Origin of the sequence: Shewanella sp. GXUN23E (assembly GCF_050865035.1) — a bacterium.
Taxonomy (GTDB): domain Bacteria; phylum Pseudomonadota; class Gammaproteobacteria; order Enterobacterales; family Shewanellaceae; genus Shewanella.
Genome location: NZ_JBOZWP010000011.1, coordinates 110,729 through 136,623, shown reverse-complemented (window position 1 = coordinate 136,623; position 25,895 = coordinate 110,729). Strand labels below are relative to the sequence as shown.

The 25,895-nt window shown below is 55.0% G+C and carries 18 protein-coding genes; 7 read left to right on the top strand and 11 right to left on the bottom strand.

The genetic code is table 11. The features are described from left to right. Positions 1-193: 193 nt before the first annotated feature. Positions 194-1,654: an NCS2 family permease gene (locus ACRRUX_RS11645; protein WP_432530428.1), complete on the top strand. Its 1,461-nt coding sequence runs from the start codon at positions 194-196 to the stop codon at positions 1,652-1,654. A 131-nt stretch (positions 1,655-1,785) separates the two neighbouring features. On the opposite strand, the gene ACRRUX_RS11640 is transcribed toward ACRRUX_RS11645, so the two are convergent. Continuing rightward, positions 1,786-2,997: a sugar transporter gene (locus tag ACRRUX_RS11640; RefSeq protein WP_432530426.1), complete on the bottom strand. Its 1,212-nt coding sequence runs from the start codon at positions 2,995-2,997 to the stop codon at positions 1,786-1,788. A gap of 198 nt (positions 2,998-3,195) precedes the next feature. Between ACRRUX_RS11640 and ACRRUX_RS11635 the strand changes: the two genes are divergently transcribed. After that, a complete protein-coding gene (locus ACRRUX_RS11635; protein WP_432530424.1) occupies positions 3,196-4,050 on the top strand; it encodes a response regulator in 855 nt (284 codons plus the stop codon). A gap of 443 nt (positions 4,051-4,493) precedes the next feature. On the opposite strand, the gene ssb is transcribed toward ACRRUX_RS11635, so the two are convergent. Both ssb and ACRRUX_RS11625 read right to left on the bottom strand, forming a co-directional pair. Further along, positions 4,494-5,156 carry a single-stranded DNA-binding protein gene (ssb, locus tag ACRRUX_RS11630; protein WP_432530422.1) on the bottom strand — a complete coding sequence of 221 codons (663 nt, stop codon included), beginning with the start codon at positions 5,154-5,156 and terminating at the stop codon, positions 4,494-4,496. A gap of 34 nt (positions 5,157-5,190) precedes the next feature. Further along, complete coding sequence (locus ACRRUX_RS11625; RefSeq protein WP_432530420.1) at positions 5,191-6,558, bottom strand: MFS transporter; 1,368 nt, start codon at positions 6,556-6,558, stop codon at positions 5,191-5,193. 348 nt (positions 6,559-6,906) lie between these two features. Here ACRRUX_RS11625 and uvrA point away from each other — a divergent pair, with 348 nt between their 5' ends. Next, positions 6,907-9,738 (top strand): excinuclease ABC subunit UvrA, encoded by a 2,832-nt coding sequence (uvrA, locus tag ACRRUX_RS11620; RefSeq protein ID WP_432530418.1) that lies wholly within the window; start codon positions 6,907-6,909, stop codon positions 9,736-9,738. A 602-nt stretch (positions 9,739-10,340) separates the two neighbouring features. Here uvrA and ACRRUX_RS11615 read toward each other — a convergent pair. Together ACRRUX_RS11615 and ACRRUX_RS11610 are read right to left on the bottom strand one after the other, a co-directional pair. Further along, positions 10,341-11,246, bottom strand: coding sequence for a diguanylate cyclase (locus tag ACRRUX_RS11615; protein WP_432530417.1), 906 nt, complete (start codon positions 11,244-11,246; stop codon positions 10,341-10,343). 148 nt (positions 11,247-11,394) lie between these two features. Further along, positions 11,395-11,955 (bottom strand): hypothetical protein, encoded by a 561-nt coding sequence (locus tag ACRRUX_RS11610; RefSeq protein WP_432530416.1) that lies wholly within the window; start codon positions 11,953-11,955, stop codon positions 11,395-11,397. A gap of 162 nt (positions 11,956-12,117) precedes the next feature. Here ACRRUX_RS11610 and ACRRUX_RS11605 point away from each other — a divergent pair, with 162 nt between their 5' ends. From ACRRUX_RS11605 to ACRRUX_RS11595, 3 genes are all read left to right on the top strand, one after another. Then, the gene (locus ACRRUX_RS11605) at positions 12,118-13,098 is read left to right on the top strand and encodes a M20/M25/M40 family metallo-hydrolase (protein ID WP_432530414.1); all 981 of its coding nucleotides are present in this window, start codon (positions 12,118-12,120) and stop codon (positions 13,096-13,098) included. A gap of 142 nt (positions 13,099-13,240) precedes the next feature. Continuing rightward, positions 13,241-14,866: a S41 family peptidase gene (locus tag ACRRUX_RS11600; RefSeq protein WP_432530412.1), complete on the top strand. Its 1,626-nt coding sequence runs from the start codon at positions 13,241-13,243 to the stop codon at positions 14,864-14,866. Next, positions 14,863-15,252, top strand: coding sequence for a hypothetical protein (locus ACRRUX_RS11595; RefSeq protein ID WP_432530410.1), 390 nt, complete (start codon positions 14,863-14,865; stop codon positions 15,250-15,252). The genes ACRRUX_RS11600 and ACRRUX_RS11595 overlap by 4 nt, the downstream gene beginning before the upstream one ends. A 107-nt stretch (positions 15,253-15,359) precedes the next feature. Here the strand turns inward: ACRRUX_RS11595 and dbpA are convergent, their stop codons facing one another. From dbpA to lpxL, 4 genes are all read right to left on the bottom strand, one after another. Then, on the bottom strand, positions 15,360-16,736 hold the full coding sequence (gene dbpA, locus ACRRUX_RS11590) for an ATP-dependent RNA helicase DbpA (RefSeq protein WP_432530460.1): 1,377 nt from the start codon (positions 16,734-16,736) through the stop codon (positions 15,360-15,362). Positions 16,737-16,885: 149 nt separating this feature from the next. Beyond that, positions 16,886-17,449: an SMI1/KNR4 family protein gene (locus ACRRUX_RS11585; RefSeq protein WP_432530408.1), complete on the bottom strand. Its 564-nt coding sequence runs from the start codon at positions 17,447-17,449 to the stop codon at positions 16,886-16,888. Between the two features lie 266 nt (positions 17,450-17,715). Next, complete coding sequence (locus tag ACRRUX_RS11580; RefSeq protein WP_432530406.1) at positions 17,716-19,698, bottom strand: U32 family peptidase; 1,983 nt, start codon at positions 19,696-19,698, stop codon at positions 17,716-17,718. Positions 19,699-19,868: 170 nt separating this feature from the next. Beyond that, positions 19,869-20,801, bottom strand: a complete 933-nt coding sequence (lpxL, locus tag ACRRUX_RS11575; protein WP_432530404.1) for an LpxL/LpxP family Kdo(2)-lipid IV(A) lauroyl/palmitoleoyl acyltransferase — start codon at positions 20,799-20,801, stop codon at positions 19,869-19,871. 803 nt (positions 20,802-21,604) lie between these two features. Here lpxL and ACRRUX_RS11570 point away from each other — a divergent pair. Further along, entirely contained in the window at positions 21,605-23,470 is a 1,866-nt protein-coding gene (locus tag ACRRUX_RS11570; RefSeq protein ID WP_432530402.1) for a DEAD/DEAH box helicase, read from the top strand. Positions 23,471-23,530: 60 nt separating this feature from the next. On the opposite strand, the gene ACRRUX_RS11565 is transcribed toward ACRRUX_RS11570, so the two are convergent. Then, entirely contained in the window at positions 23,531-24,163 is a 633-nt protein-coding gene (locus ACRRUX_RS11565) for an HAD family hydrolase (RefSeq protein ID WP_432530400.1), read from the bottom strand. A gap of 56 nt (positions 24,164-24,219) precedes the next feature. Next, positions 24,220-25,629: a basic amino acid/polyamine antiporter gene (locus tag ACRRUX_RS11560; protein WP_432530398.1), complete on the bottom strand. Its 1,410-nt coding sequence runs from the start codon at positions 25,627-25,629 to the stop codon at positions 24,220-24,222. Between the last annotated feature and the right edge of the window lie 266 nt (positions 25,630-25,895).

Sequence of the window (25,895 nt, the reverse complement as noted above, 5' to 3'; positions counted from 1 at the left end):
CAAACACAATTCCCACGCTTTACAGACTAACAGGGATCAAACGCAAATCCCGACGGCAGCCGTGTTTGTGCCCGTCCACAATTTGCGTATCCCGCAGGGGGTTTTGCTGAAATTATTCACCTTCACGCCGATCAGCCAGATATAATTCGCGCCACTTTGAACAGCGCACTTTTGCAGTGCCAAGTTTCCTCTTATGCCAGCACCTGAGCGCCAGCCCAGACGCTGGCAGATTGCCCACAACCTCAACAACTCCAGAGTGGAACCAACCATGTCTGATAAAACAACAAACAATAATCCGCAGGCACAAGCCTTCGCGCAGACCAACACCCCGCCCACCGGACCACTGGACCAGTGGTTCGCCATCTCTGCCCGGGGCAGTAATGTGCGCCAGGAGCTGCTGGCCGGCCTGACCACCTTTCTGGCGATGGTCTATTCAGTCATAGTGGTGCCCAGCATGCTGGGCGCCGCGGGCTTTGATCAGGGCTCAGTGTTTGTGGCCACCTGTCTGGTCGCAGCCTTCGGTTCATTGCTGATGGGCCTGTGGGCCAACCTGCCAATGGCTATTGGCTGCGCCATCTCGCTGACCGCCTTTACCGCCTTCAGTCTGGTGCTGGGCCAGGGAATCTCTATCCCGGTAGCCCTGGGTGCGGTATTCCTGATGGGTGTGGCTTTTACCGCCATTACTGTCACCGGCCTGCGCCAGTGGATTTTGACTCACCTGCCGATGGGCATCGCCCACGGTACCGGTATCGGTATTGGCCTGTTTTTGCTGCTGATCGCCACCAACAGCGCCGGACTGATTGTCAAAAATCCGGGCAATGGCCTGCCAATTCAGTTCGGTGATTTCACCTCACTGCCGGTGATCCTGTCGGTGCTCGGTCTGGCGGCGATTCTGGGATTGGAAAAACGCCGTGTCCCCGGCGGCATTCTGCTGGTGATTGTGGCCATTTCCGTTATAGGCCTGATCTTCGACCCCAATGTAAAGTTCCACGGTTTCTTCGCCATGCCTGAGATCAGCGGCGATGCCTCACTGTTTGGCACCATGGATATCATGGGCGCGCTGAACCCTGTCATTCTGCCAAGCGTTTTGGCGCTGGTGATGACGGCGGTATTCGATGCCACCGGCACCATCCGCGCACTGGCAGGCCAGGCCAATCTGCTGGATAAAGACGGCAACATCATCAACGGCGGCAAGGCGCTGACCTCAGACTCGGTCAGCAGCATAGTCTCAGGTGTGGTCGGCGGCTCGCCAGCGGCTGTGTATATCGAATCGGCCGCCGGTACTGCCGCGGGTGGCAAAACCGGCCTGACCGCAGTGGTGGTCGGCGTGCTGTTTTTGCTGCTGCTGTTTATCTCACCCATCAGCTATCTGGTACCGGCTTATGCCACCGCGCCGGCGCTGATGTATGTGGGTTTGCTAATGCTGAGCAATGTCAGCAAGCTGGATTTCAACGACTCGGTTGATGCCCTCTCCGGCTTGGTGTGCGCCGTGTTTATCGTACTGACCGCCAACATAGTCACCGGCATTATGCTGGGCTTCGTGTGTCTGGTGTGCGGTCGGCTGGTCGCCGGTGAGTGGCGCAAAGTCAGCCCCGGCATTCTGGTGCTGACCGCTGCGCTGGTTGCCTTCTACGCCGGTGGCTGGGCGATTTAAGCCGCCAATCATTTAACCGCTCGTATCGGCCAAAAAAGCCGCTGAACGGGATTCAGCGGCTTTTTTATTGTCCTGATTTGTTTGGGCGCATACTTTGGGATCATGACCTTGCCCGTATTCGGGCGCTTTGCTTATGAAGGCATTTGCACCCATTCTGAGTCTGTATCCGGATTGCCACGGCGATGGCGGCGCAGCAAATACCAGAGCGGCACGAGCGCCAGACTGATAACCCCCACGGCCACCAGCCCATTATTGGCCACGCCCCAATGCATGGCGACCTGACTGCCCAGCAGGGCTCCGCCGCCTATCCCCACGTTGAAAATACCCGAGTAGATGGCCATGGCGATATCGGTCGCGTTGGCGCCGTATTGCAGCACTCTGGCCTGCATGGCCAGCGCCACCAGCATCATGGCTATGCCCCACACACCTGCCAGCGACAGCAGTTGTGGCAACGGCAGCTGAGACAGTGACAGCAATCCCAGACACAGTGCCAGCAGGGCTGAACCACCCAGCAACAGAAGGTTCGGGTGAACCGGCTGCAGACGGCTAAACAGCAGACTGCCGATGATCCCAGCGCCACCATACACCAACAGCACCCAGGTGGTGATATCGCCACGGTAATGCCACACCTGCTGCACCAAGGGTTCCAGATAGGTGTAACCGGTAAACTGGGCGGTCACCACTATAACGGTCAGCAGATACAGCCACAGCAGGGGCTTGTTGCGGGCAATCAACGGCAGGCTGGCCAGACTGCCACTGTTGACCACCGGCATGGCCGGTAACCAGCGCCACAGCGCCAGCATCACCAGCGCCGCGGTCACGCCAATTGCGGCGAAGGTGGTTCGCCAGCCAAACCATTCTCCCACCACTCGCCCAAGCGGGATCCCCAGCACCATAGCCAATACCGTGCCGGTTGCCAGCAGCCCCAGCGCCTGGGCGCTTTTACCCTGCGGTGCCAGACGCACCGCCATGGCGGCGGTAATCGACCAGAACACTGAGTGTGCCAGCGCGATACCCACCCGGGATACCAGCAGCATGGTGTAACTGCTGGCCACCGCGGACACCATGTGGCTGGCCACAAACAGGGTAAATACCCACAACAGCAGTCGTCGGCGTTCGACCTCGGCCAGCAGCAACATGGCAGGCAGGGATGCCAGCGCCACAATCCAGGCGTAAATGGTCAACATGGGACCCACTTCTTCAGCGCGCATCCCAAAACTGTCACCCAGATTTGCCAGCATACCGACAGGCACAAATTCCGTGGTATTGAAAATAAAGGCGGCCAGGGCCATCAGAAATACTCTGAGCCAGGGCATAAAGGTGTTGGATTGAGACTGCATCATTGACACTGTGTTGGCGAAAAAGGGAGCAGATTCTAGTGCAGAGCGCAGACGCTGACAACGCCCTGTGTCACGAATAAGCACACAGATGGCCAAGTTATATAATCAACCCCTGATATGCTGTCACCGGATTGCATTTGACTGCTGCTAAGTGACAGTGTTTGAATAAGTTTTACACAATCACCGAATCACGTGGGAGAAATGATGCGCTACCGGTTTGATCACTTTGTGCTCGACACCCGGACCCAGAGTCTCAGCTATCAGGGGCGTATGCTGAACTGCGATGAGCGCATTCTCAATCTGTTGTTACTGCTTATCGAACATGCTCCCGAATATGTTGATAAACAAACGCTGCTGGACACTCTCTGGCCTGACACAGTCGTCAGTGACTGGTCTATCTCGCGACTGATCTCCGATACCCGCAAACTGCTGAAATCTGCCGGCGCCGATTTTCCCGTTATTCAGACACTGCATGGTCGTGGCTATCGGCTGTCGGCGGAAGTATTGTCAATACTGAAAAGCGAAAGCGTCAGCCAGCCGGTGTCAACGCCAGCCGCACCGGCAAAACGAATACATCGGTTGTGGCCGGTAGCGCTGATAATCATTCTCCTGCTTGCACTGACAAGCCGATTATTTCTGGCAACCGATGCCACTGACTCTCTCAATCTGGCGGAGCCCAGAGAAATCAAGGCCAGGGTACTGTGGGTGGATGATCATCCGGAAAATAATCTGGCAGAGCGTGAATACCTGCAGCGTCAGGGAATGGCCGTTTACACCGCGGCCAACACTTCAGATGCACTCATGTTGCTGGCAATGTATCACTACGATGTAGTGATTTCTGATATGGGCAGGCAGGATGAGCCTCTTGCCGGAATGAAACTGGTCGATCAGATGCGCCGGTCCGGCAATGAAACCCCGTATCTGCTGTATACGATTGTCCCTTCAGAAGCTCAACAGCAATTGGTACACAAGCATGGTGCTCAGGGCGTGGCCGTCGATCAGGACGAGTTGTATGAACTGCTGGCCCAATATATCCCACTGTCCCCTCAGCGATAGCCCATCACAATCTCTAATAACTATTTGATTTTAAAAGGTTCAATTATTTTCAAAATCTTTTAGCGGTAAAAATCCGCAGCGCAACCTATAACTTCGACAACAACCAGAGATTCAGCGTCATGAGTGGTGGCTTCCTCAAAAAAAGCAACCAGGCTAAACAGTTAGCGCTAAAACGCCAGAGGTCTGAGCTGACCGTGAGAGCAGACCGTCAGATACAGCTGTTGGCAACTGATAAGCGCTGAAGTGTTATCTCCCCACCTAAAAATTACTTTTGCAAGTTGCCCTGCTGGCTGTCATAACCTCCGATGGCCGGCAGTTTTTTTTTGCCCGAATTTACAGCGCCTCAGCTACAGCTCTTTGGTTATTCCCCTGACAACCTATGCCCCAAAAACACAAAACCCCGCATCATGCGGGGTTTTGTCAGAAATTCAAATCCTTTGGGATCAGAATGGGATATCGTCATCCCAACCGTCATCCAGATCCGGCGTGTAGTTCTGCTGCGCTGGCTGCTGAGGCTGTGGTGCAGGACGCTGAGCCGGAGCCTGCTGCGCCGGAGCTGCCTGAGCAGGTGCTGGCTGATAAGCAGGCTGCTGTGGCGCAGATTGCTGCTGACGCGGTGCATAGCCAGCCTGCTGCTGACCATAACCACCGCTCTGGGCTGGCTGATACTGTTGTTGCTGACCACCACCATACTGGTTTTGGTTTGACTGGCCATAGTTGTTGCCACCGCCATTCTGCGGCTGGCCACCCTGACCCTGAGCACGGCCGCCCAGCATCTGCATGCTGCCGCTCTGATCGACCACGATTTCAGTAGTATATCTGTCCTGGCCGCTCTGATCTTTCCACTTACGGGTCTGCAGTTTACCTTCAAAGTAAACCTGAGAACCTTTACGCAGGTATTCACCCACGATTTCAGCCAGTTTGCCGAACACCACCACACGGTGCCATTCGGTACGTTCCTGCTGTTGACCTTGCTGATCTTTCCAGGTTTCGCTGGTAGCCACAGTGACGTTGGCAACTGCGTTGCCATTTGGCATATAACGCACCTCTGGGTCTTGTCCCAGGTTACCTACAAGAATCACTTTATTCACACCACGACTGGCCATCAAAATCTCCTGCGATTTATCACGAAAAATCTGTTTAATTGGCAGAGCCTAACACAGCTCGGGCCTGTCTCAAATCGAAATGCTCATCGACTTTTAAATATGCAACTTTTTCCTCAAGCACAACAATGGCTTCCGCTACACCATCCAATTTGGACAACTGCTCAGCCATGGCTCTGGCCTGCTCTTTCCCGGCCACCTGAGCCTCCAGCGTGTAACTTTTCAGCAGCACAGGATTTTGCATTCCCAGGCTCAGCAGCAGCCATACCAGCATCAATACCATGGCCGCCAGAAACACCCCGGTGGCACCCAGCCACTGATAAGCCACACCGCCAATCAGACCGCCGCAGAAGGCGCCGAGGAACTGGCTGGTAGAGTACACCCCCATGGCAGTGCCCTTCTCGCCCACAGGGCAGAACTTGGCGATCAGACTCGGCAAAGAGGCTTCCAGATAGTTAAAGCCGGTGAAAAACAGCACCACAGCCACACTCAGCCACACCAGCGAATGCGAAAAGGCCGCCATCAGCCCCAGTGAGACCAGCAATATCACCAGTGCCAGCTGGAACATGCCTTTGGCATTCCTGCGTTTCACACCAATGATAATCAGCGGCACCATCAGGAAGAAGGCGCCGATAAAGGCCGGGAAGTAGAGTTTCCAGTGCTGCTCTTTGGCAAATCCCGCATCCACCAGATCCAGCGGCAGCGCCACAAACACAGCGGTCAGTACCAGATGCAGAATAAAGATACCGGCATCCAGACGCACCAGTTGCGGGTTTTTCAGCATCTGCACAATACGCGCCGGCGCTGCCAGAGTATCGCCTTTGGGTGCGTGGGAAACCGGATTGGGCACCAGCAGCTGCACTATCACTATACCCAGCAGTGCCAGCCCGGCGGTCAGTCCAAACAGACCTGACAGTCCCATGTGCTGGGCCACCACAGGCCCCAGCAGCAAGGACAGGGCGAAGGAGAAACCAATACACATGCCTATGATGGCCATCACCTTGGTGCGCTGCTCATCCCGGCTTAAGTCCGCTGCCAGTGCCAGTACCGCCGCCGCAATCGCGCCCATGCCCTGCAGTGCCCGACCGGCGACCACGCCATAGATGGTGTCAGCCATGGCGGCGACCACAGAGCCCAATGCAAACACCAGCAGGCCACCCATGATCACCGGCTTGCGGCCGATGCGGTCTGACAAAATCCCCATCGGGATCTGCAGCACCGCCTGGGTTAACCCATAAGCACCGATGGCAATCCCAACCCACAGGGGGGAGAATCCCTCAAGATGCTGACCATAAAGGGCGAACACGGGCATGATCATAAACAAGCCCATCATTCGCAGTCCGAACACACTGGCGAGGGAAAACGCGACTTTCTTCTCGGTGCCCGACAGACCGCTTGCCGACATGAATAGTTGTCCTGCTGGTTAAAATTCAGGGGCGCGATATTAACATATCCCCCACAGATGCCCAAAACAAAAGGGCTTCATCTGTCGTTCACCTGCCTCGTGGCATCAGCCACTTAGTGAATATCCCCCGAGCATTAGGGAAGGTGCGAATAAGTCCCGTGCGTGCTCTGCGAGTGCTGACAGCCTCTGGATGCGCGGCGCAGCGTGAAGTTAGTGGCCCTGGACCTTTGCAAGCACTGCAACAAAGCAGCCAGGGCCGTTTAATGCAATCGCCAAATCGCCCCTGCACACCCATCTGGTTCTGTGCGATACTTGTTCTCTTTTGTGCAGCCTAACCTTGAGCGAGAGATGGACAAGATTGAAGTCAGGGGTGCCCGCACCCACAACCTCAAAAATATCAACCTGACAATTCCACGGGACAAACTCATCGTCATCACCGGCCTGTCCGGTTCCGGTAAGTCATCGCTGGCGTTTGATACCCTGTATGCCGAAGGCCAGCGTCGTTACGTTGAGTCCCTCTCCGCCTATGCGCGCCAGTTCCTCAGCCTGATGGAAAAGCCCGATGTCGACCATATCGAAGGCTTAAGCCCGGCTATCTCCATCGAACAGAAGTCCACCTCCCACAATCCGCGCTCGACCGTGGGCACCATTACTGAAATTTACGACTATCTGCGCCTGCTGTTCGCCCGTGTCGGCGAGCCACGCTGTCCGACCCATGGCCAGCCGCTGACCGCCCAGACCGTCAGCCAGATGGTCGACAAGGTGCTGGAGATGCCCGAAGGCGAACGCCTGATGTTGCTGGCGCCTGTGGTCAACGGCCGCAAGGGCGAACACGTCAAGCTGCTGGACAGCCTGGCGGCGCAGGGGTATATCCGTGCCCGCATCGATGGCGAGGTGTGCGATCTGTCCGATCCACCGGCGCTGGATCTGCACGTCAAACACACCATCGAAGTGGTGGTGGACAGATTCAAGGTTAAGGCGGATCTGCAGCAGCGGCTGGCGGAATCCTTTGAAACCACGCTGGAACTGTCCGGCGGCATCGCCGTGGTCGCCCCCATGGATGGCCCGGGCGAAGAGCTGATCTTCTCCGCCAACTTTGCCTGTCCGCACTGTGGTTACTCCATGGCGGAGCTGGAGCCAAGGATCTTCTCCTTCAACAATCCGGCAGGCGCCTGCCCTACCTGTGATGGTCTGGGGGTGCAGACCTTCTTCGACCCCGAGCGGGTGATCACCAGTGATGAACTGTCGCTGGCCGGCGGTGCCATTCGCGGCTGGGACAGACGCAACTTCTATTACTTCCAGATGCTCAAGTCGCTGGGCGAACACTATAAGTTCGACGTGGAGGTGCCCTTTAAAGATCTGCCCGCCAAGGTGCAGAAGATCATCTTCTACGGCTCAGGCAAAGAGAATATTTCCTTCAAATACATCAACGATCGCGGTGATGTGGTGGTGCGCAACCACCCCTTTGAAGGCATTCTCAACAATATGGACAGACGCTACCGCGAGACTGAATCCAACTCAGTGCGCGAAGAGCTGGCCAAATATATCTCCCACCAGAGCTGTAAAAGCTGTGGCGGCTCGCGTCTGCGGGAAGAAGCCCGCAACGTATTCATTCACGATCTTAATCTGCCAACCCTGACCGAATGGTCCATCGGCGAAGCCATGGCCTACTTTGAGGCGCTGGAGTTTGACGGCCAGAAGGCGCAGATCGCCGAGAAGATCCTCAAGGAAGTGCGGGACCGCCTGGGCTTTCTGGTGAATGTGGGACTGAATTATCTGAGCCTGTCGCGCAGCGCCGAAACCCTGTCCGGCGGTGAGGCCCAGCGCATCCGGCTGGCCAGCCAGATTGGTGCCGGTCTGGTGGGCGTCATGTATGTACTGGATGAACCGTCCATTGGTTTGCACCAGCGCGACAACGAGCGACTGCTGAGCACCCTGACGCATCTGAGAGATCTGGGCAACACCGTCATCGTGGTCGAGCATGACGAAGACGCCATCCGCATGGCCGATCATATTATCGATATCGGTCCGGGCGCCGGTGTGCATGGCGGCGAAGTGATCTGCGATGGGCCGATTGACGCCATTATTGCCTGCGAAGATTCGGTCACCGGCCAGTACATCAGTGGCAAAAAACAGATCAGCGTTGCCGGTGAACGTACCCCCTATGATGCCAGCAAGGTAATTGAGCTGTTTGGTGCCAGCGGCAACAACCTCAAAAACGTCGACCTGACCATCCCTGTCGGACTGATGACCTGTGTCACCGGCGTTTCCGGCTCAGGCAAATCGACACTGATCAACGACACCTTCTTTAAAATCGCCCATCGCATGCTGAACAAGGCCACGGTGGATGAACCTGCCCCCTACAGCAAGATTGAGGGTATGGACCACTGCGACAAAGTGGTGGATATCGACCAAAGTCCGATTGGCCGCACCCCGCGCTCCAATCCGGCGACCTACACAGGCATCTTCACGCCTATCCGGGAGCTGTTTTCCGCTACCCAGGAATCCCGCACCCGGGGTTATCAGCCCGGGCGTTTCTCGTTTAACGTCAAAGGCGGTCGCTGTGAGGCCTGTCAGGGCGATGGTCTTATCAAGGTAGAAATGCACTTCCTGCCGGATGTGTACGTGCCCTGTGATGCCTGTAAGGGCAAGCGCTACAACCGCGAAACCCTGGAAGTGAAGTACAAGGGCAAGAACATCCACGAAGTGCTGGAGATGACAGTCGAGGAAGCCCGTGATTTCTTCGATGCCGTGCCTGCGATTGCCCGCAAGCTGCAAACCCTGATGGATGTCGGTTTGTCCTATATCCGTCTGGGCCAGAGCGCCACCACACTATCAGGCGGTGAAGCCCAGCGGGTGAAACTGGCCAAGGAGCTGTCCAAGCGCGATACCGGCAAAACCCTGTACATTCTGGATGAACCGACAACCGGTCTGCACTTTGCCGATATCCAGCTGCTGCTGGATGTACTGCATCGCCTCAAGTCACACGGCAATACCGTAGTGGTGATTGAGCATAATCTGGATGTGATTAAGACGGCAGACTGGATTGTAGATCTGGGGCCGGAAGGCGGCTCAGGCGGCGGTACTATTCTGGTTACCGGCACGCCGGAGCAGGTGGCAGAGCACCCAACCTCTCACACCGCCCGCTTCTTAAAGCCGCTGCTGCAGAAAATGGCCTGATTGGCATTATCAGGTGGCAAAGCGCCAACGCCGCCAGGGGAAAAAGCAGCGTTAAGCGAGCGCCTTGCTCTCCCCAGAGAGCCAACCCCTGGTACTAAATCCCAGGAATAAAACCCCAGGTACTAAACCAGAAGAGCCATGCATCAGCATGGCTCTTTTTTTACGCGAACAACGGCCTTCCAGCCGTTGCTGCTCCCTTTCGCGGCTCAGAGAACAGCCCTCTGGCATCGAGCCCTTGCCCGACGCTTTGTTGATGCTTGCTTCAGCGCCACCATCCAGAATGAATTTATATCAATCCGCATAGGAGTTTAGTCACTCAGGGAGAATTTAAAGGTGTGAAGACAATCTGAGCAATTGAAGGTCTATCGGGATAAATCGCCTCTTGTTTACAACAGCAGGCTCTGGGCAGTATGCATGCCTTTAAAACTCACCCTTCGGGAGGTAAGTCAGCCACACGCTCACTGCACCAAATTGTTTAGCCAGAGAACCACTATGCCGTCACCAATTTCGCTTGTACTCGAATGGCTGACATGGCTCCGATGAGAGCCATCTTCCATGCGGATTGGTATTTCCAGTGCATCGAATAGCTCACGCCCGCTTTTTCAGGCCACACAGACCCGATTCCGCCCCGTCTGTTTGGCGGCGTACAGGGCCTTGTCGGCACGGCAAAGTGCGGAATTGACGCAATCACCTTCATGCAGCTGAGTCACCCCGGCACTGAGGGTAACACTGATAGCCAGCTCACCGACGACAACCGGCTCACTGCCCACCGCCTGGCGGATCCTGTTGGCCACCTGCACAGCTTCTTCCAGACGGGTTCTGGGCAGCAGCAATGCAAATTCTTCACCGCCGATGCGAGCCGCCACATCTTCCTCCCTGAGCTGGCGCTCAATCCGCTCACTCAACTGACACAGCACCTTGTCGCCCACTGGATGACCATAGTTGTCATTGATCCGCTTGAAGAAATCCACATCGAGAAAGATCAGTGCCGCAATCCGACGTTGGCGACTGTGGCTTTTCAGATACTTTTTCAGGGTATCCTGCATGAACCTGCGATTGTACAGGCCGGTCAGAGAATCAGTTTCACTCAGGGTTCTGAGCTTCTGCTCGAGCTTGTATCTGCGGGTTATGTTGCGGGTTAACCAAAGCACCGCGCGCTGGCCGTTGAATCTCGACTTCAGAGGAACAATTTTCCCCTCAAAATGCAGCATTCCCACGGGTCCCCGGGGTTCCACACCCTGCACCTCATCAACGCCAAGATCATATTCAACCACCTTAACCTGAGCATTTTTCAGCGACAGTTTAATCTGTTCGATAAACCACTGCGCCTTGTCCGCCGGCAACACGTCTTTAAGAGAGCATCCCACCAGCGGGCTGCCATCGTGATATGAGTCCTGATCGACGCCCCCCAGATAAGCAAGGTAGCGACCATCACGGCTCAATATGAATGCGGGATCGGGCAATAAGGCAACTATTTCCTCGAGTTGCCCAAGGGTAAGTTTTTCCATCTGCGAACTTCATCCGTGAACTCAGCATCAGTTTACGCCTGCAATCTGTCCAAAAAAGCAACACAAATCAAGAAATAACGAAATTTGGAGGGAAATCTGACCGGCAAGGAGCCAAAAGTGCAGGGCCGGATGCCCGGCCCTGACAGTATTATTGATGCTGACTGGCCTGCTTCTCGGCCTGCTGCTTGGCTTTTTCCGCCTTACGGGCTGCTTTGTCCTTATCCTTGTTCAGCTTGGCGCTGCCCTGTTTGGCGTCGGCTTCTGCCTTGCGAAGATCTTTGTCGTATGCCGCCTCTGCTTTATTGACATCCTTATCGTAGGCGGCCTGCGCTTTTTTCAGCTCTGACTGCGCCTGCTGACGCTCTTTGCGGGACTCCCGGCGGGCATCTTTATCCAGCTTGCGGGCTTCGCGCTCTGATTCAACATCCAGCTTACGGGCTTCTCTGGTGGCTTCGGCCTCCAGCTTTGCCGCTTCGCGATCTGACTGAGTCTCAAGTTTGCGGACATCTCTGTCCAGCGCCCGATCATCTTTCGCCAGATCCCGCTCCAGCGCGGCCTGCTCTTTGGCAGCATCACGCTCCAATTTAGCCTGTTCGCGGGCGATTTCCGATTGTTGTTTGTGCGCCTCCTGCTTGGCCGGATCGCCATAAGCCGTAGTCGCCAAAGCCGCCAGACTGATTGCCAACAGACGCTTGTTGAATGTGTTCATCACAACTCCTTTCCATCCTTAAAGGTAACAGTTTGTATCAATAAACTGCCGACGGGATGAACACAAGCTGAACAGCGTAAATTGACAAAATTTCACCGCCAGCGATTGCAGTGACTGCGCAGCTGACATTAACTGAAATGAATTCGGCAAACTGATGACATAATGAAAAACCTGATTCTCTCCGGCGCAATCCTGCTGTTATCCGCCTGCGCCGCCAACGAGCAGCTGATAGGACAGGATTGTGACATCTCAGTCACCGCCGCCGATCAGCGCCTTAGTCGGACGATGTTGCAGGATATTCAGTACCTCACCAGCCCGCAGCTGAATGGCAGAAAGACCGGCAGCGCAGGTGCCGAACTGACCCGCAGCTATCTGCAACAACGCCTGAGTACCAGTGGGCTACAACCCTGGCTTGGCAGCTATTCCCACGAGTTTCAGTACCAGCAGGGCTTTATCAGTAAGCAGGGGCGGAATCTGGTCGGCTGGCGACCGGGCCACAACCCAACACGCTGGCGTTTGCTGCTGGCACATTATGATCATCTGGGAGGGAAAGCCGGAGCAATTAATCCCAATGGCCGCTATTTTCCCGGCGCCGATGATAATGCCTCCGGAGTCGCGGCACTGTTGACGCTGGCAGGCATGCACAGCCAAATCGACACAGAGATAAACCTGTTGTTGGTGTTTACCGATGCCGAAGAGCCGGGGCTATACGGCAGTAAAGCCCTGCTTGAACAACTGCAGCAACAGGGGCTGACCCACCACATAGAGCTGGTGTTGAATCTGGATATGGTGGGCCGGCCGGATAACAGCCAACGGCTTTATATACAGGGCCTGCAGAGTCTGCGCGCCCCCATCGATGCCCCACTGATCCGGGAAGCACTGCGCGATGCCAATCAAACAATCGGATTATGTGTCCGGCTTGGCCATCCCAGAGGTCTGGGACGCGGTTCATTTATCAGTGAACAAATTGACTGGTTGAGAGCGTCTGATCATTATCCTTTTCACCGGCAAGGCATCCCCTGGCTGTTTATGGGCAGCGGCAATCATCCCCAATACCATACAGAGCAGGATACAGCTGCGCGGATCAACCCTGAATTTCTTGCCAGAGTGGTGCTGATGGCGCTGGCCCTGCTATCGGTATAACCGCCACGCCATCCGTGCCAGATGATTGGATACAGCATCAAAAGCAACAAAAAAAACACCTTTACACACATGGAGATAACAATGGTAATCTTGCGCCTTGATTGATGACGAAATGAACAGCAGTTTTCCATGGAGTAAGGAAATGACAAGATTCAGATATTCAAAACACACACTTTCGATTCCGGCCATATTACTTTCGGCTTTGCTGGCCGGTTGTGGTGGCAGCAGTGGTGGCAAGGAGCCAACGCCTCCGGTAATCAATCCAGACGGTGGGGGCAATACCACACCAACCTGGACAGCCGGTGTTTATGAGCCCGCCAGTCAATTTATTAACCAGTGTTCCGCTCCCCGCTCAGGCACAGATCCTTACACCAATGAAGCCTATCCGGATAAAGCCGGTTCAGTCTTTCTGGAAAAAATGTATCTGAGATCTTTCAGTAACGAAACCTACCTTTGGTATGACGAACTGCCTGATCCAAATCCAAATAGTTACAACTCAGTGATCAGCTACTTCGATATTTTACGAACCACTCAGGTCACCGACTCTGGCCGTGACAAGGATGAGTTCCACTTTGTCGACACCTATGAAAACTACATGCAGGAGTCGCAATCCGGACTGACCGGCGGCTATGGGATTAACTGGGCCTTTATCGAAACCTATGCACCACGGGATCTGAAAGTCGCTTATACGGAAACCGCCTCAGGTGCCGAACTGGCCGGAGTCGAGCGCGGCGATAAACTGCTGAAGATAAATGCCATCGACTTTGTGAATACCAATGCCTCTGCAGATATAGACGCCATCAATGAAGCCCTGTTCTATCCGCAGATGGGTAAAAGCTACCGTTTCACCTTTGAAACCCGTACCGGCTCAACCAAAACCGTCACCCTGACTGCAGCTCAAATCGCGCTGTCACCGGTGAAGAACATCAGGGTTATCGAAAATCAGGGCCGTAAAGTCGGCTATCTGCAGCACAATCAATTTATCAGCGCAGCTCAATCCGGGCTGATCCAAGCCTTCAGTCAGTTCAGCACTGCAGGCATTGATGAGCTGGTTATCGATATGCGTTATAACGGCGGCGGGCTCATTTATCAATCGGCCCAATTGGGATACATGATTGCCGGCAGCGGCAGTCAGAATCGGGTATTTGAGACTCTGGCCTATAACGACAAACGCAGCGCCTACAACGAGAGTATCAACTTTGTGCCAAGAGCCATCGACTGGGATCAGAGTGTATTCACCGATCCTCTGCCCTATGTTGGCCTGAGCAAGGTGTATATCCTCAGCACCTCAGGCACAGCCTCTGCCAGTGAGTCGCTGATCAACGCCCTGCGGGGAATTGATGTGGAAGTGATCCTGATCGGCGGCCAGACCCGGGGCAAGCCATACGGCTTCCTGCCTCAGCAAAACTGTGGTCTGGTGTACTTCACCGTACAGTTCAAAGGGGTGAATGAGAAAAACTTCGGTGACTATGCCGATGGTTTTATCCCCACTCCGGCCAGCAATATTGTGACCGACATGGGAGTGGATGCCAAAGTGCCCGGCTGCACCGTGGCGGATGATTTCAGTCAGCCGCTGGGCGATGAGCAGGAAGCCATGCTGGCGGCGGCACTGCAATATATGCAGGACGGCACCTGCCCTGCAGTACCGGTAAAACGCAATCTGAATGCACCACAGAGCCTGCAGGGACGGGGGCTTGCCATTGAGCAGCCATTCCACCCTCTGCGTCAGGGCAGCATTTACACTGATATCCGGGATCTGACGCAATGACAGCACACAGCACTTTGGGTTTGCTGTTACCGGCAATCCTCATGATCTCAGGCTGTCAGTCAACCTCAGCACAGCCGCTGGCGGCATTGAGCAAACACACCAGTCCGGCAGCCAAACAGGAGATCCAACAGGCGATTGTCAAACTCAAAGGTGGCGTTGCGCCGGGTTTGGCTGACGATGTGTTTGAAAAGACCGATGTATTGCTGCTGGAAAAGACTCAGGCAAAGGATCGACAGGGCTTACCTGTCATGGGCCGGGAGTTTGAGCTTGCCAGCCAGTTTCAGCTGCAGCTCAGGGGTGAGGTGTGTGGCCTGTTTTACGGTAAAACCGGCGCATTTGAACCGCTGACGCAGCTTGAGTGTATCCCCAAAGCCGGGAAGCAATAGGCGCTGCCCAATGCAGATGTCAATCCTGACACCTGCTTAACGCAGCAGCTATAGCTAACGACGGCACAAAGCAAGGCTCAGCCGGTAATTGGCTGAGCCTTTTTATTTCAGTACACGGCAAAGGCGCGGAACTGACGGCCCTTGAGCTTGCCCTTGTTGAGAATCGTCAGGGCTTTTTTGCCACACTGGCGCTTAACCGCCACAAAGGAGCGGATATCGGTGATTTTAATCTTGCCGATGTCATCACCCGTCATGCTCTTGTCGGCCGTCAGCGCACCGAGAATATCCCCGGGACGCAGCTTCTGCTTCTTGCCACCATCGATCACCAGAGTGGTCATCACAGGTCGGTAGGGCATGGCCTGCAGATATTGCTCACCGGGCAGCTCTTCATCCTGGATCTCATAACCCAGCACCTCTTCCAGCGCAGCAATTTTGAAGCTGTCCTTACCTGTGTAGAAGCTGAATGCCTCCCCCTGGCTGCCGGCACGGCCGGTACGCCCGATGCGGTGGATATGCACCTCTCTGTCGTAGGCCATTTCAAAGTTAAAGACCGCATCCAGATTGTCGATATCCAGGCCGCGCGCCGCCACATCAGTGGCCACCAGGATATTGATGCTCTTGTTGGCAAATTGCACCAAAGTGCGGTCACGCTCGCGCTGCTCCTGATCGCCGTGCAGTGCCAGCGCACTGAAACCCAACGCCGCCAGCTCATCGGCTACCGCCTGAGTCTCACGTTTGGTGTTGCAAAACACCACCGCACTTTCAGGCTGAAACTTCAGCAGCAAGAGTTGCAATGCCCTGAGCTTCTGGCTCTTGTCTTCCAGATGGAAGAAATGCTGGGCGATACTCTGACTGTCGTGGGTCGCCTCTACCTTAATCATTTCCGGTGAGCGCATCATACGCTGCGCCATGGCGTTGATCTGCTCAGGGAAGGTGGCACTGAACAGCAGGGTCTGACGATTGGCCGGCGTCTGGGCAACGATACTGTCCATCGCCTGGGTAAAGCCCATTTCCAGCATGCGGTCAGCTTCATCCAGCACCAGGGTGGTCAGCCCGGAAAAATCCAGTCGTCCCTGCTCCAGATGATCCAGCACCCGCCCCGGAGTACCGACGATAATGTGCGCGCCATGCTCCAGCGAGCCAATCTGCGGGCCAACCGGCACACCACCACACAGGGTCAGTACCTTGATATTGTGAATGCCTCGGGCCAGGGTGCGGATTTCCTTGGCAACCTGATCCGCCAGTTCCCGGGTCGGACACAGCACCAGTGACTGAATGCGAAAACGCTTCACATCCAGTTTATCCAGCAGCCCCAAACCAAAGGCGGCCGTCTTGCCACTGCCGGTTTTTCCCTGAGCTATCACATCCTTACCAGCCAGGATCAGCGGCAGGCTGGCGGCCTGAATCGGCGTCATGGCGGCAAAGCCGATGCTGTCGAGGGTACTCAGCAACTGAGGTTTTAATGACAGGCTGGCAAACGCCACCTGGGATTCTGGCTGTATCTGGTTCAAGGGATTAATCCTGCAGGAAAAGAAAAACCGCACAGCCAGGGCTGTGCGGTGAATTGCGCGAATAGTAGCAAATTTCAGCAGCCACCACCAGCGACTCCGGCAGTGTCGGCAGATAACCGGGTTTACAGCAGCAAAGCCTCGTCCTGATTAAATCCCGGGCTGGCCTTTTGGGGTTGGGCAACAATGATGGCGATGAGTGCGGTAAATGAATCGGCAATCGGTATCAGTTCCGGGCTGCTTGCACACCATTTTACCGACGCCTGCTGGCGGGGGCGCATCCACACAGTGCCATAAGCCGCGGCAGAGAGATCCAGCAGCAAAATGTCACCGGAAAGAGAATCAGCCACAGGCAGCATCCAGGGCGGAATGAGTGACTTCCCCAAAAGATCACAGGAGGACCATTTATGGCTGTTGAGCGCCGCAATATCAACCGGAGAAAACATCCCCAGAAACGACAATGAATACCCGTGGATGCACAGGTTCACTCTGGGGTCTTCCAGTCCCCGCATCCCATAATGTTTCATAAACCAGCGATAATCGTCGGGGAATCTTGCTCCCACGGATGACTCTGCCCTTTCCAGCTCAGCATCCGACGCACAATAAACATCAGCCCGCTCTCCTCTTTCATGATCAATCCTCGACCATCGCAGAGATTTGCACAGCTCAGAAAGTGTTTGATAGCTCATGGGATTCCCTATACCCGGATTCACCGGCAGCCGCTGTAAGTCAATATTCCCTGTCCCCTGCCCAAAACCACAAAACTGACATGGCGATAGAGATAAAAGCTGCCACAAATAGTATACAAAGCACAACACCCGCTTTGTATTAGCTATACCAAAATGAAATTTTCATTCCCTGCAATCCATTGCGATATCTGGCTATTGCACTTAACTTGCCAGGCTGTTGAGCATCAGAAATAGTGAGCTGCATGGCCTGCCATTGTCGAAAACCGCTATACCCCGAGCTCATAATGACGATTACGCACGCGGCCAAACTGCTCACCCAACAACTGCAGCGCGTCTTTATCTCCGCCAACGGCCCGGGCAAACACAGACACTGATTCAGGGCGGCTCCAGGGCAATTGGGTCCCGGTGGGAACCTGACGCAGGTCCACCAATAAGTGAGTAAAACGATCGCCATGTTCACTCAGCAGCGGCAGATTGAGCGTATGCAGGTGGCTGTACAGGCGATTGTAACTGCCTCTGTCCTTATGCAGCAGATAAGGTTCATCCTTGAGGTTTTCAAGCGTGGCACTCTTGCTGCAACGTTTCAGGCAACCGGCGTTCATCCGCTGCTTTCGGCAACCAACAGCCTGCATCAACAGGCACTGACGGCTGGTCATCAGCAGATTGGGTTCATACAGAGTACCCATCAACATGCCCGCATCCGGCCTGACAATGCGTGCCAGCTGCTTGCCGGAAAGTTCTTTGGAGATCACCGCGCCCATTGCCTGCAAATCTTCCTGCAGGCACTGCAAGGCCAATGAGTTGCTGATATTCAGCTGGGCACCGGCTACCCAGGGAATGCCCAGCTCCCTTGCCAGCTGTGCCACCCCCAGATTGTGCGTCATCAGCCAGGCTGGACGACAGTGCTCAAGCAAGGCTCTGGCAGCCTGCAGGTGTGTATCGGTCATCACCGCCGGGAAACAGGGAATAAGCCCGGGGCGCGACAGCAGAAATTCCTCAGACTCATTCAGGTTGTCGGCCAGCGCATCGGGCAACATCAGCATATACCGGGTGCCCGGCAGTGCTGGCCACTCCAGCGCCAGATCATCACTCCCCAGCAGTACCACCAACTCAGGTACTCCGGCAGGAGCCTGCCCGCCTCTGGGCAGCGGGATATCAGTTTCCTTACCCTTAACGCTGCGAACCCGGCTTTCACTCACCTGCATATCCGCAGTCAATCGCTCAACTCTTTGGATAATCTCAGTTTTGCTTTGATATAAAGACTGCTTCACCTGCTTGAACGCCTGTGGTGAGTCAGTTTGCGCCAGCGCCGCAAAGTGATGGGGGGCATGATCGCGGGGATTGTCGATAAACATTCCGCCATGGATATTGCCGTGCAGATAACCGTTGGAAAAGTCGCGATTGAATACCCGGTAAAGGGACGACATATCCTGCGCAGGCGCACGCCCGGCGCACAGGGCATCTATCTGCTGACGCCAGCTGTCCACTGCGGTAAAGACATAATGGGACTTTTTGATACGGCCTTCGATTTTCAGCGAATACACGCCGGCCTCCGCCAGTGCAGGCAGATCGTGAAAAGCCGAATTGTCCTTCATATTAAGCGGATACTGTTTACCCGCTGCGGTAGGTTTGTAGGCCTCCCGACATGGCTGACTGCAACGCCCTCTATTCCCTGATGCGCCATTGCGGGCGGAACTCAGGTAGCAGACGCCGGAAAAGCCCACACAGTAAGATCCGTGAACAAACACCTCGGTGAGCATGCCGATATCATGACCATGACGGGCCAGCGGCGCGATCTCATCCAGACTCAGCTCCCGCGACAGATTGGCCCGGCTCATTCCCAACTCATGCAGCAGACTCATCTGCGCCTGGTTGTGGGTATTCATCTGGGTGGAAGCGTGCATATCCATTGACGGGAAATGGCGGCGAATAAGCCGCGCCAACCCCAAATCCTGCACTATCACCCCGTCAATCTCAGTCTGTTGCAGCTGAGACAGCAACCGCACCATGGCCGGCAACTCACTCTCCAGCAACATAATGTTCAACGTCAAAAAGATTTTGCAGTTGTGGGCATGCGCCAGACTCACTACACCATCGAGCAAATCCAGGGTGATATTGGTCGCCCGATTGCGGGCATTGAATCTGTCCAGGCCGCAATAAACAGCGTCCGCCCCGGCCACAATGGCGGCCTTAATGGCATCCAGATCGCCCCCGGGGGCCAGCAGTTCAAATTGATTTTTGTGGTACATATCGCCTCAGCGTTCGGCTTCAACCAAGCAAGAAGCCCTTCCGTTGGGCAATTTTCAGGCGCGCAATTGTAGAGACTTCAGCGCCGGATTTCGAGATGACAATTCGCCTCAACATTACTGACAACACAAAAAAGCCCACACAATGTGGGCTCAGAGGCAATAAGCAGAAGCTATCGGTAAAGTGACGGCTGACCTTCAGGACGGGTCTTGAAGCGCCGGTGCAGCCACATATATTGAGACGGCGCGGCCAGAATCGAGGTTTCAACCAGCTTGTTGATGACCCGGGCCCCGGCTTCAGGGTTATGCCTTGGAAACTCTTCCAGCAATGGCTGCCTGAACGTCAGGGTGTAATGACCACTGTCATCGGTGCGTACTATGGTGAAAGGCACGATGGCGCAGTCAGTTTCGTCCACCAGCAAACTGGTACCTGTGGTGGTACAGGCCTGCTCCACCGCAAACAAAGGTGCAAAAGCATGGCGACGGGGACCATAGTCATGATCAGGCGCATACCAGAGCACCCTTCCGCTGCGCAGGCTATCGAGCATGGTTTTCACATCTTTACGATGGATCACCTGATGACCTCCGCGGGTACGGCCTTTGTACTGAAAGTAATCGAAACAGGGATTGTTGTTGGGGCGATACACCCCCATACCTGAGAGCTTGAGTCCACAGGCGCGGGCGCCCAACTCCAGATTCAGCGAATGCACTGACACCAGCAATATCCCGCGCCCCTGTGCCAGCAAAGGTTCAATGTGCTCAAGCCCTTCAAAGGATACATGGCGGGCAACCCGGGCATCTGACCAATACCAGGCCATGCCGGTTTCCAGCAACGCCAGACCGGTATTGTCGATATTGGCCTGCACCAGTTTTCGGCGCTTAGAGGCACTCATGGTCGGAAAACACAACTCCAGATTCCGCTCGATAATCCGGCGACGTCTTGGCAAGAGCAACATCGCCAGCCGACCAACGCCTTTACCGAGCATGAATTGCAGTTTCCAGGGCAGTAAACTGAGCAGATACGCCACTGCGATCAGCAGCAGGGTGCCCCAGTGCTGAGGCAGCAGATATTTGACCGAAAATTCGGGAGCAGGATATTTGTTCATGGCACCCACAGCACAGTGCTGTGTCCTTACTTCAGACCCGACTCCCTTCAGATCACGACGAAAAGGAACGCATTTTATGCCCCACCGGCGCGACTGAAAAGTGATCCTCAATGAAAAATCCGTTAATGGACCTCAACGCACAACGGGGAACGCAGGTTATTGCGTGCTGATTTCTTCCTGCAGGTGGCCCGGTGATTGGCAATCAGGTGCCATGCCAACAAGCAGCCCGGCGGCGCACCAAAGCAACGCACGACTGCCACATTCCGGAGCAGATGACTGCATCATGCCCCGAGAAGGAAACGTAACCAAATAAAAACAAAGAAAAAAATAACTGGCATGGTTTTTACATAGCTTACCGACAACAACCGGAGGTCACTATGAACAGAGTAAAACATTGGCTGAATTGGCTGGCAGTTGAATGCCGTTATGTCACTCATGCAGGCTTCAGCCAGTGGGATACCCCCAGAGCAGAAAAAAGATGGTATTGATAATCAGCCCATTTCCGGGGACAGGAAAAGCTCCCGGAACATCCCCCAAAGATAGCTGAAATGCCCGGTAAAACGGGCTTTTCAGACATTTCCTGTCACCACCTGAAAAATCGCGAATCCCCGGAAAACAACAGGGCTGCCGGTATTCACTGATGGGCGGAATTCACTGCCGGCAGGGGATTGGCATTGCCGACAGTTAGTCAATCCTGATATAATCCTTCGTTTTCGGTGCGGGAAATCGACACGGGGGTTGATTTTCTGTCTATGAAGTAACTCTAACGTGTTGCAATAACACGTCCATACAGGCAACAACCCATGTCATCCAATGAAAAAACTTTCCGCGAACTCGGTCTGTCCGAGCCGCTTCTGCGCGCGCTCGACGAGCTCGGCTATGAGAATCCAACCCCTATTCAGGCGGCCAGTATTGACCCTCTGATGGAAGGTCGCGATATTCTCGGCCAGGCGCAGACAGGTACCGGTAAAACCGGTGCGTTTGCATTGCCACTGCTCAATGCAATCGACCACTCCCAGAATACGCCACAAATCCTGGTGCTTGCGCCAACCCGTGAACTGGCCGTTCAGGTGGCAGAAGCATTCAGCAGTTATGCCAAATTTATGAAAGGTTTCCATGTTCTGCCTATCTATGGTGGTCAGAGCATGTATCAGCAACTTCAAGCGCTGCGCCGCGGTCCTCAGGTGATTGTTGGAACCCCGGGTCGTGTAATGGACCATATGCGTCGCGGCACTCTGAAACTGGACACCCTGCGCGCCCTGGTACTGGACGAAGCTGACGAAATGCTGAAGATGGGCTTCATCGATGATATCGAATGGATCCTGGAACACACCCCTGCAGAGCGCCAGCTGGCACTGTTCTCTGCCACCATGCCTGAGCAGATCAAGCGCGTTGCCAACAAGCACCTGCGTGACCCAGCCCAGATCAGCATCGCAGCCAGCCACACCACTGTGGACTCTATCGAGCAGCGCTTTGTGCAGGTGTCTCAGCACAACAAGCTGGAAGCCCTGGTGCGTGTACTGGAAGTGGAAAACACTGAAGGTATCATCATCTTCGTGCGTACCCGTAACTCCTGTGTGGAACTGGCTGAAAAGCTGGAAGCCCGTGGTTACGCGGCATCTCCACTGCACGGTGATATGAACCAGCAGGCCCGTGAGCGTGCTGTTGATCAGCTGAAATGTGGCAAGCTGGATATCCTGATCGCCACCGACGTTGCCGCCCGTGGTCTGGACGTTGAGCGTATCGGTCACGTAGTTAACTACGATATCCCTTACGACACTGAAGCTTACGTACACCGTATCGGTCGTACCGGTCGTGCCGGTCGTACCGGTATGGCAATCCTGTTTGTGACTCACCGTGAAATGCGCATGCTGCGCACCATCGAGCGCGCCACCAACAGCCGTATCTCTCCAATGAAGGTACCAAGCCCTGAGACTGTAGCAGAGCGTCGTCTGTCCCGTCTGGGTGAGCAGGTTGCTGAAGTGGTTGCCAACGAGTCACTGGACTTTATGGAAGCCGCCGTGGCTCAGCTGTGTCAGCAGCTGGAAGTGGATACCGACAAACTGGCGGCAGCCCTGCTGCAACTGGTTCAGAAAGAGCGTCCGCTGCAACTGCCTCCTATGCAGGAACGTGCCCGTGATAGCCGTGATGAGCGCGCCCCTCGTGAAGGCCGTGAGCCACGTGAGCGCCGTCCACGCCCAACCGCCGATATGCTGGGCAGCGCCGAAGCACTGAAGGACAATCCTGATGTGAAAATGTGCCGCTATGTGATTGATGTGGGTCGTGAGAATGGCGTAGGTGTAGGTAACATCGTGGGTGCTATCGCCAACGAAGCCAACATCGACAGCCGTTACATTGGTCAAATCCAGCTGTTCGACTCTGTCACCACAGTTGATCTGCCAGATGGCATGCCAAAAGACGTACTGCAGCACCTGAAGAAGGTTCGCGTATGTGGTCGTCCACTGAACATCCGTGAAGTGACCGAGAACATGACCTTTGAAGATTCAGGTTCTGGTGCACCACGCCGTCGTCGTCCTCAGGGCGGTGATCGTCGCGGTTTCGGTGGTGAGCGCGGCGAGCGTCGTTCTCACGGTGGTGACCGTGGTGATCGCGGTGACCGTCAGCACAAGAAGCCGCACCGCAAAGGTGGTTTCCAGCAGCGCGACTGATCGCACTGACTGAACAAGCTGACTAAAGGCGCCTCTGGGCGCCTTTTTGCTGTCTGATATTCAGCGGCAGCCAGGACCTTCCTGCTGCAGCAGCGACACCAGATCCAGATAGTTATCTGTCACCAGATCCGCCAGATGAGCATACTCAGGCATAGGATCAAGCTCGCAGTAAAGCAGGCTCATGGCACCGGCATTGCGGGCCGTTTGCAGATCAAACAGATAGTCTCCCACATACAGGCAGCGCGATGGCGCTATCCCCCACTGACGGCAGATACGCTCAAGCCCAACGGGTGAGGGTTTGGCGGGTGCATCCTCCCGGGTCATCACCAGCTGAATATCACATTGCAACCGAGTTAAGGTAAGCCGGGCCGCCTGACGAATATTGCGAGTCAGTATTGCGGTCGGCAGCCCCTGACGGTGCAGAAAGTTCAGCAACTCACGGGCGCCGGGGATCCACTCTGCGGTGGCGGAGCTTTGCAGTTCATGGCGGCGAATGATCATGCTGGCCTGAGCCTGCGCCTGCGTACAGGTGAGTGCACCATGCCACTGCAATATGTCCGTGCCCCTGGTGATGCCAAGCTCATGGCACAGGGCGTCGAAGTCTGGATTGGAGCTGGCGAGCGTACCATCGAGGTCAAATACCACCCCCTGCACACCCGCCAGATTGATATCGGATTGTCTGATAACAGCCATAGCATCCCTTCACAAAAGATTGATGCCATGACTATACCGGACTTAATTCAACAAACTCACCACAAAATTACCGAAGCGGCGGTCAGTGACAAGGCGGCTAACCCCAGAATAATCCAACGGTTATTTCCGGCGAACCAGCGCTCACCATTCTCGCGCTTGGCAATGATATAAAACGCCAGACCGGGGAAATACAACAGGCTGGTCATCAGCAAATGGTGCAAACCGGCCGCGTAAAGCAACCAGAAACCATAGACACTGGCCAGACCGCCAAACACCATCATACGGCGATTACCATCCTTACGGCCGGTCTTCAGGGCGTACAGCGCCACAAACAGATAGGGCACCAGAATCATCTCTGAGGCCACATTCAGCAGTGACTCATAGGTGCCACCTTCGATGGTCACCCAGATAAGCACAAACTGCACCACGGCATTGGAGATCAGCAGCACATTCTTGGGCGTTCCTTTGCTGTTCACCTTGCCAAATACCGCAGGGAACATCTTCTCCCGCGCGCCAATATAAGGCGTCTCATTGGCCAGCAGGGTCCAGCTCAGATAGGCTCCGCACACAGAGACAATCAGCCCCAGGCCGACAATCCACAGCCCCACAGGACCCAGAATATGTTCAAGCACCTGAGCAGCCGATGGATTCTGCATTTTCGCCAGCTCAGCATTGGTGATAACCCCCATGGACATGAGGCTGACCATCACATAAATGAACAGAGTGGTCAGCAACCCCAGAATGGTGGCTTTACCCACATCATGTCGATTACGGGCGCGGCTGGACACCACCACGGCGCCTTCAATACCGATAAAGACCCACACAGTGATCAGCATGGTTTCCTTCACCTGTGACAGCAAATCACTGCCCGGCAGGGTCTTGAGACCGGTAAAATCCCAGGTAAAAGTGCTCATCTTAAAGGCCATGGTGACCACCACGATGAACACAAACAGCGGGATCAATTTCGCCACTGTGGTCACCGCATTGATGATGGCCGCAGTCTGCACGCCACGCAGCACCAGCAGATGGATCATCCATACAAAGCCGGAAGCCAGCAACGCCGATACCAGGGTGTTCCCCTGGCCAAAGACCACGTGCTGGGGGGTATCAAAGAACAGCCCAAGGGTACTGAAGATGATCACCAGATAAGAGACATTGGCCAGTACCGCACTGAGCCAGTATCCCCAACAGGAAAAGAAGCCCACCAAATCGCCGAAGCCGGCCTTGGCATAGCCAAATACACCAGTGTTGATCTCTGGTTTATCCAGGCAAAGGCGTTGAAAGGTCAGAGCCAGGAAGATCATTCCTGTGCCCGTAATGGTCCAGCCTATCATCACTGCCAGGGGACTGGCGACGGATGCCATATTTTGTGGCAGGCTGAATACACCGGCACCAATAATGGAGCCAACGACGAGTGCGCACAGGGCACCCAATCCTAGTTTGTTGTCGGAAGTGTTTTTGGTCATGGTCTGTCGAGCCGGCCATCGCCGGATAGTAAAATCCTGCGTGTCGTTCACCCGCTCCCAATGGCTGAAGGGAGCAATTCAGGGCAAACGACCCCCATCGCCCAACCACCCTACACCAATCGCCACAAGCTATCGGTATGAGTATGGTATTTCCATTGGCCAAAGCCCCGAGGGCCTTAAACCGCACCACCCGGTACGGTAAAAAAAGGAAGGTGCTTCAGCCGCTGACAATGTCAGAGGCAGACCGGCAATGCTGTTTTCGCACG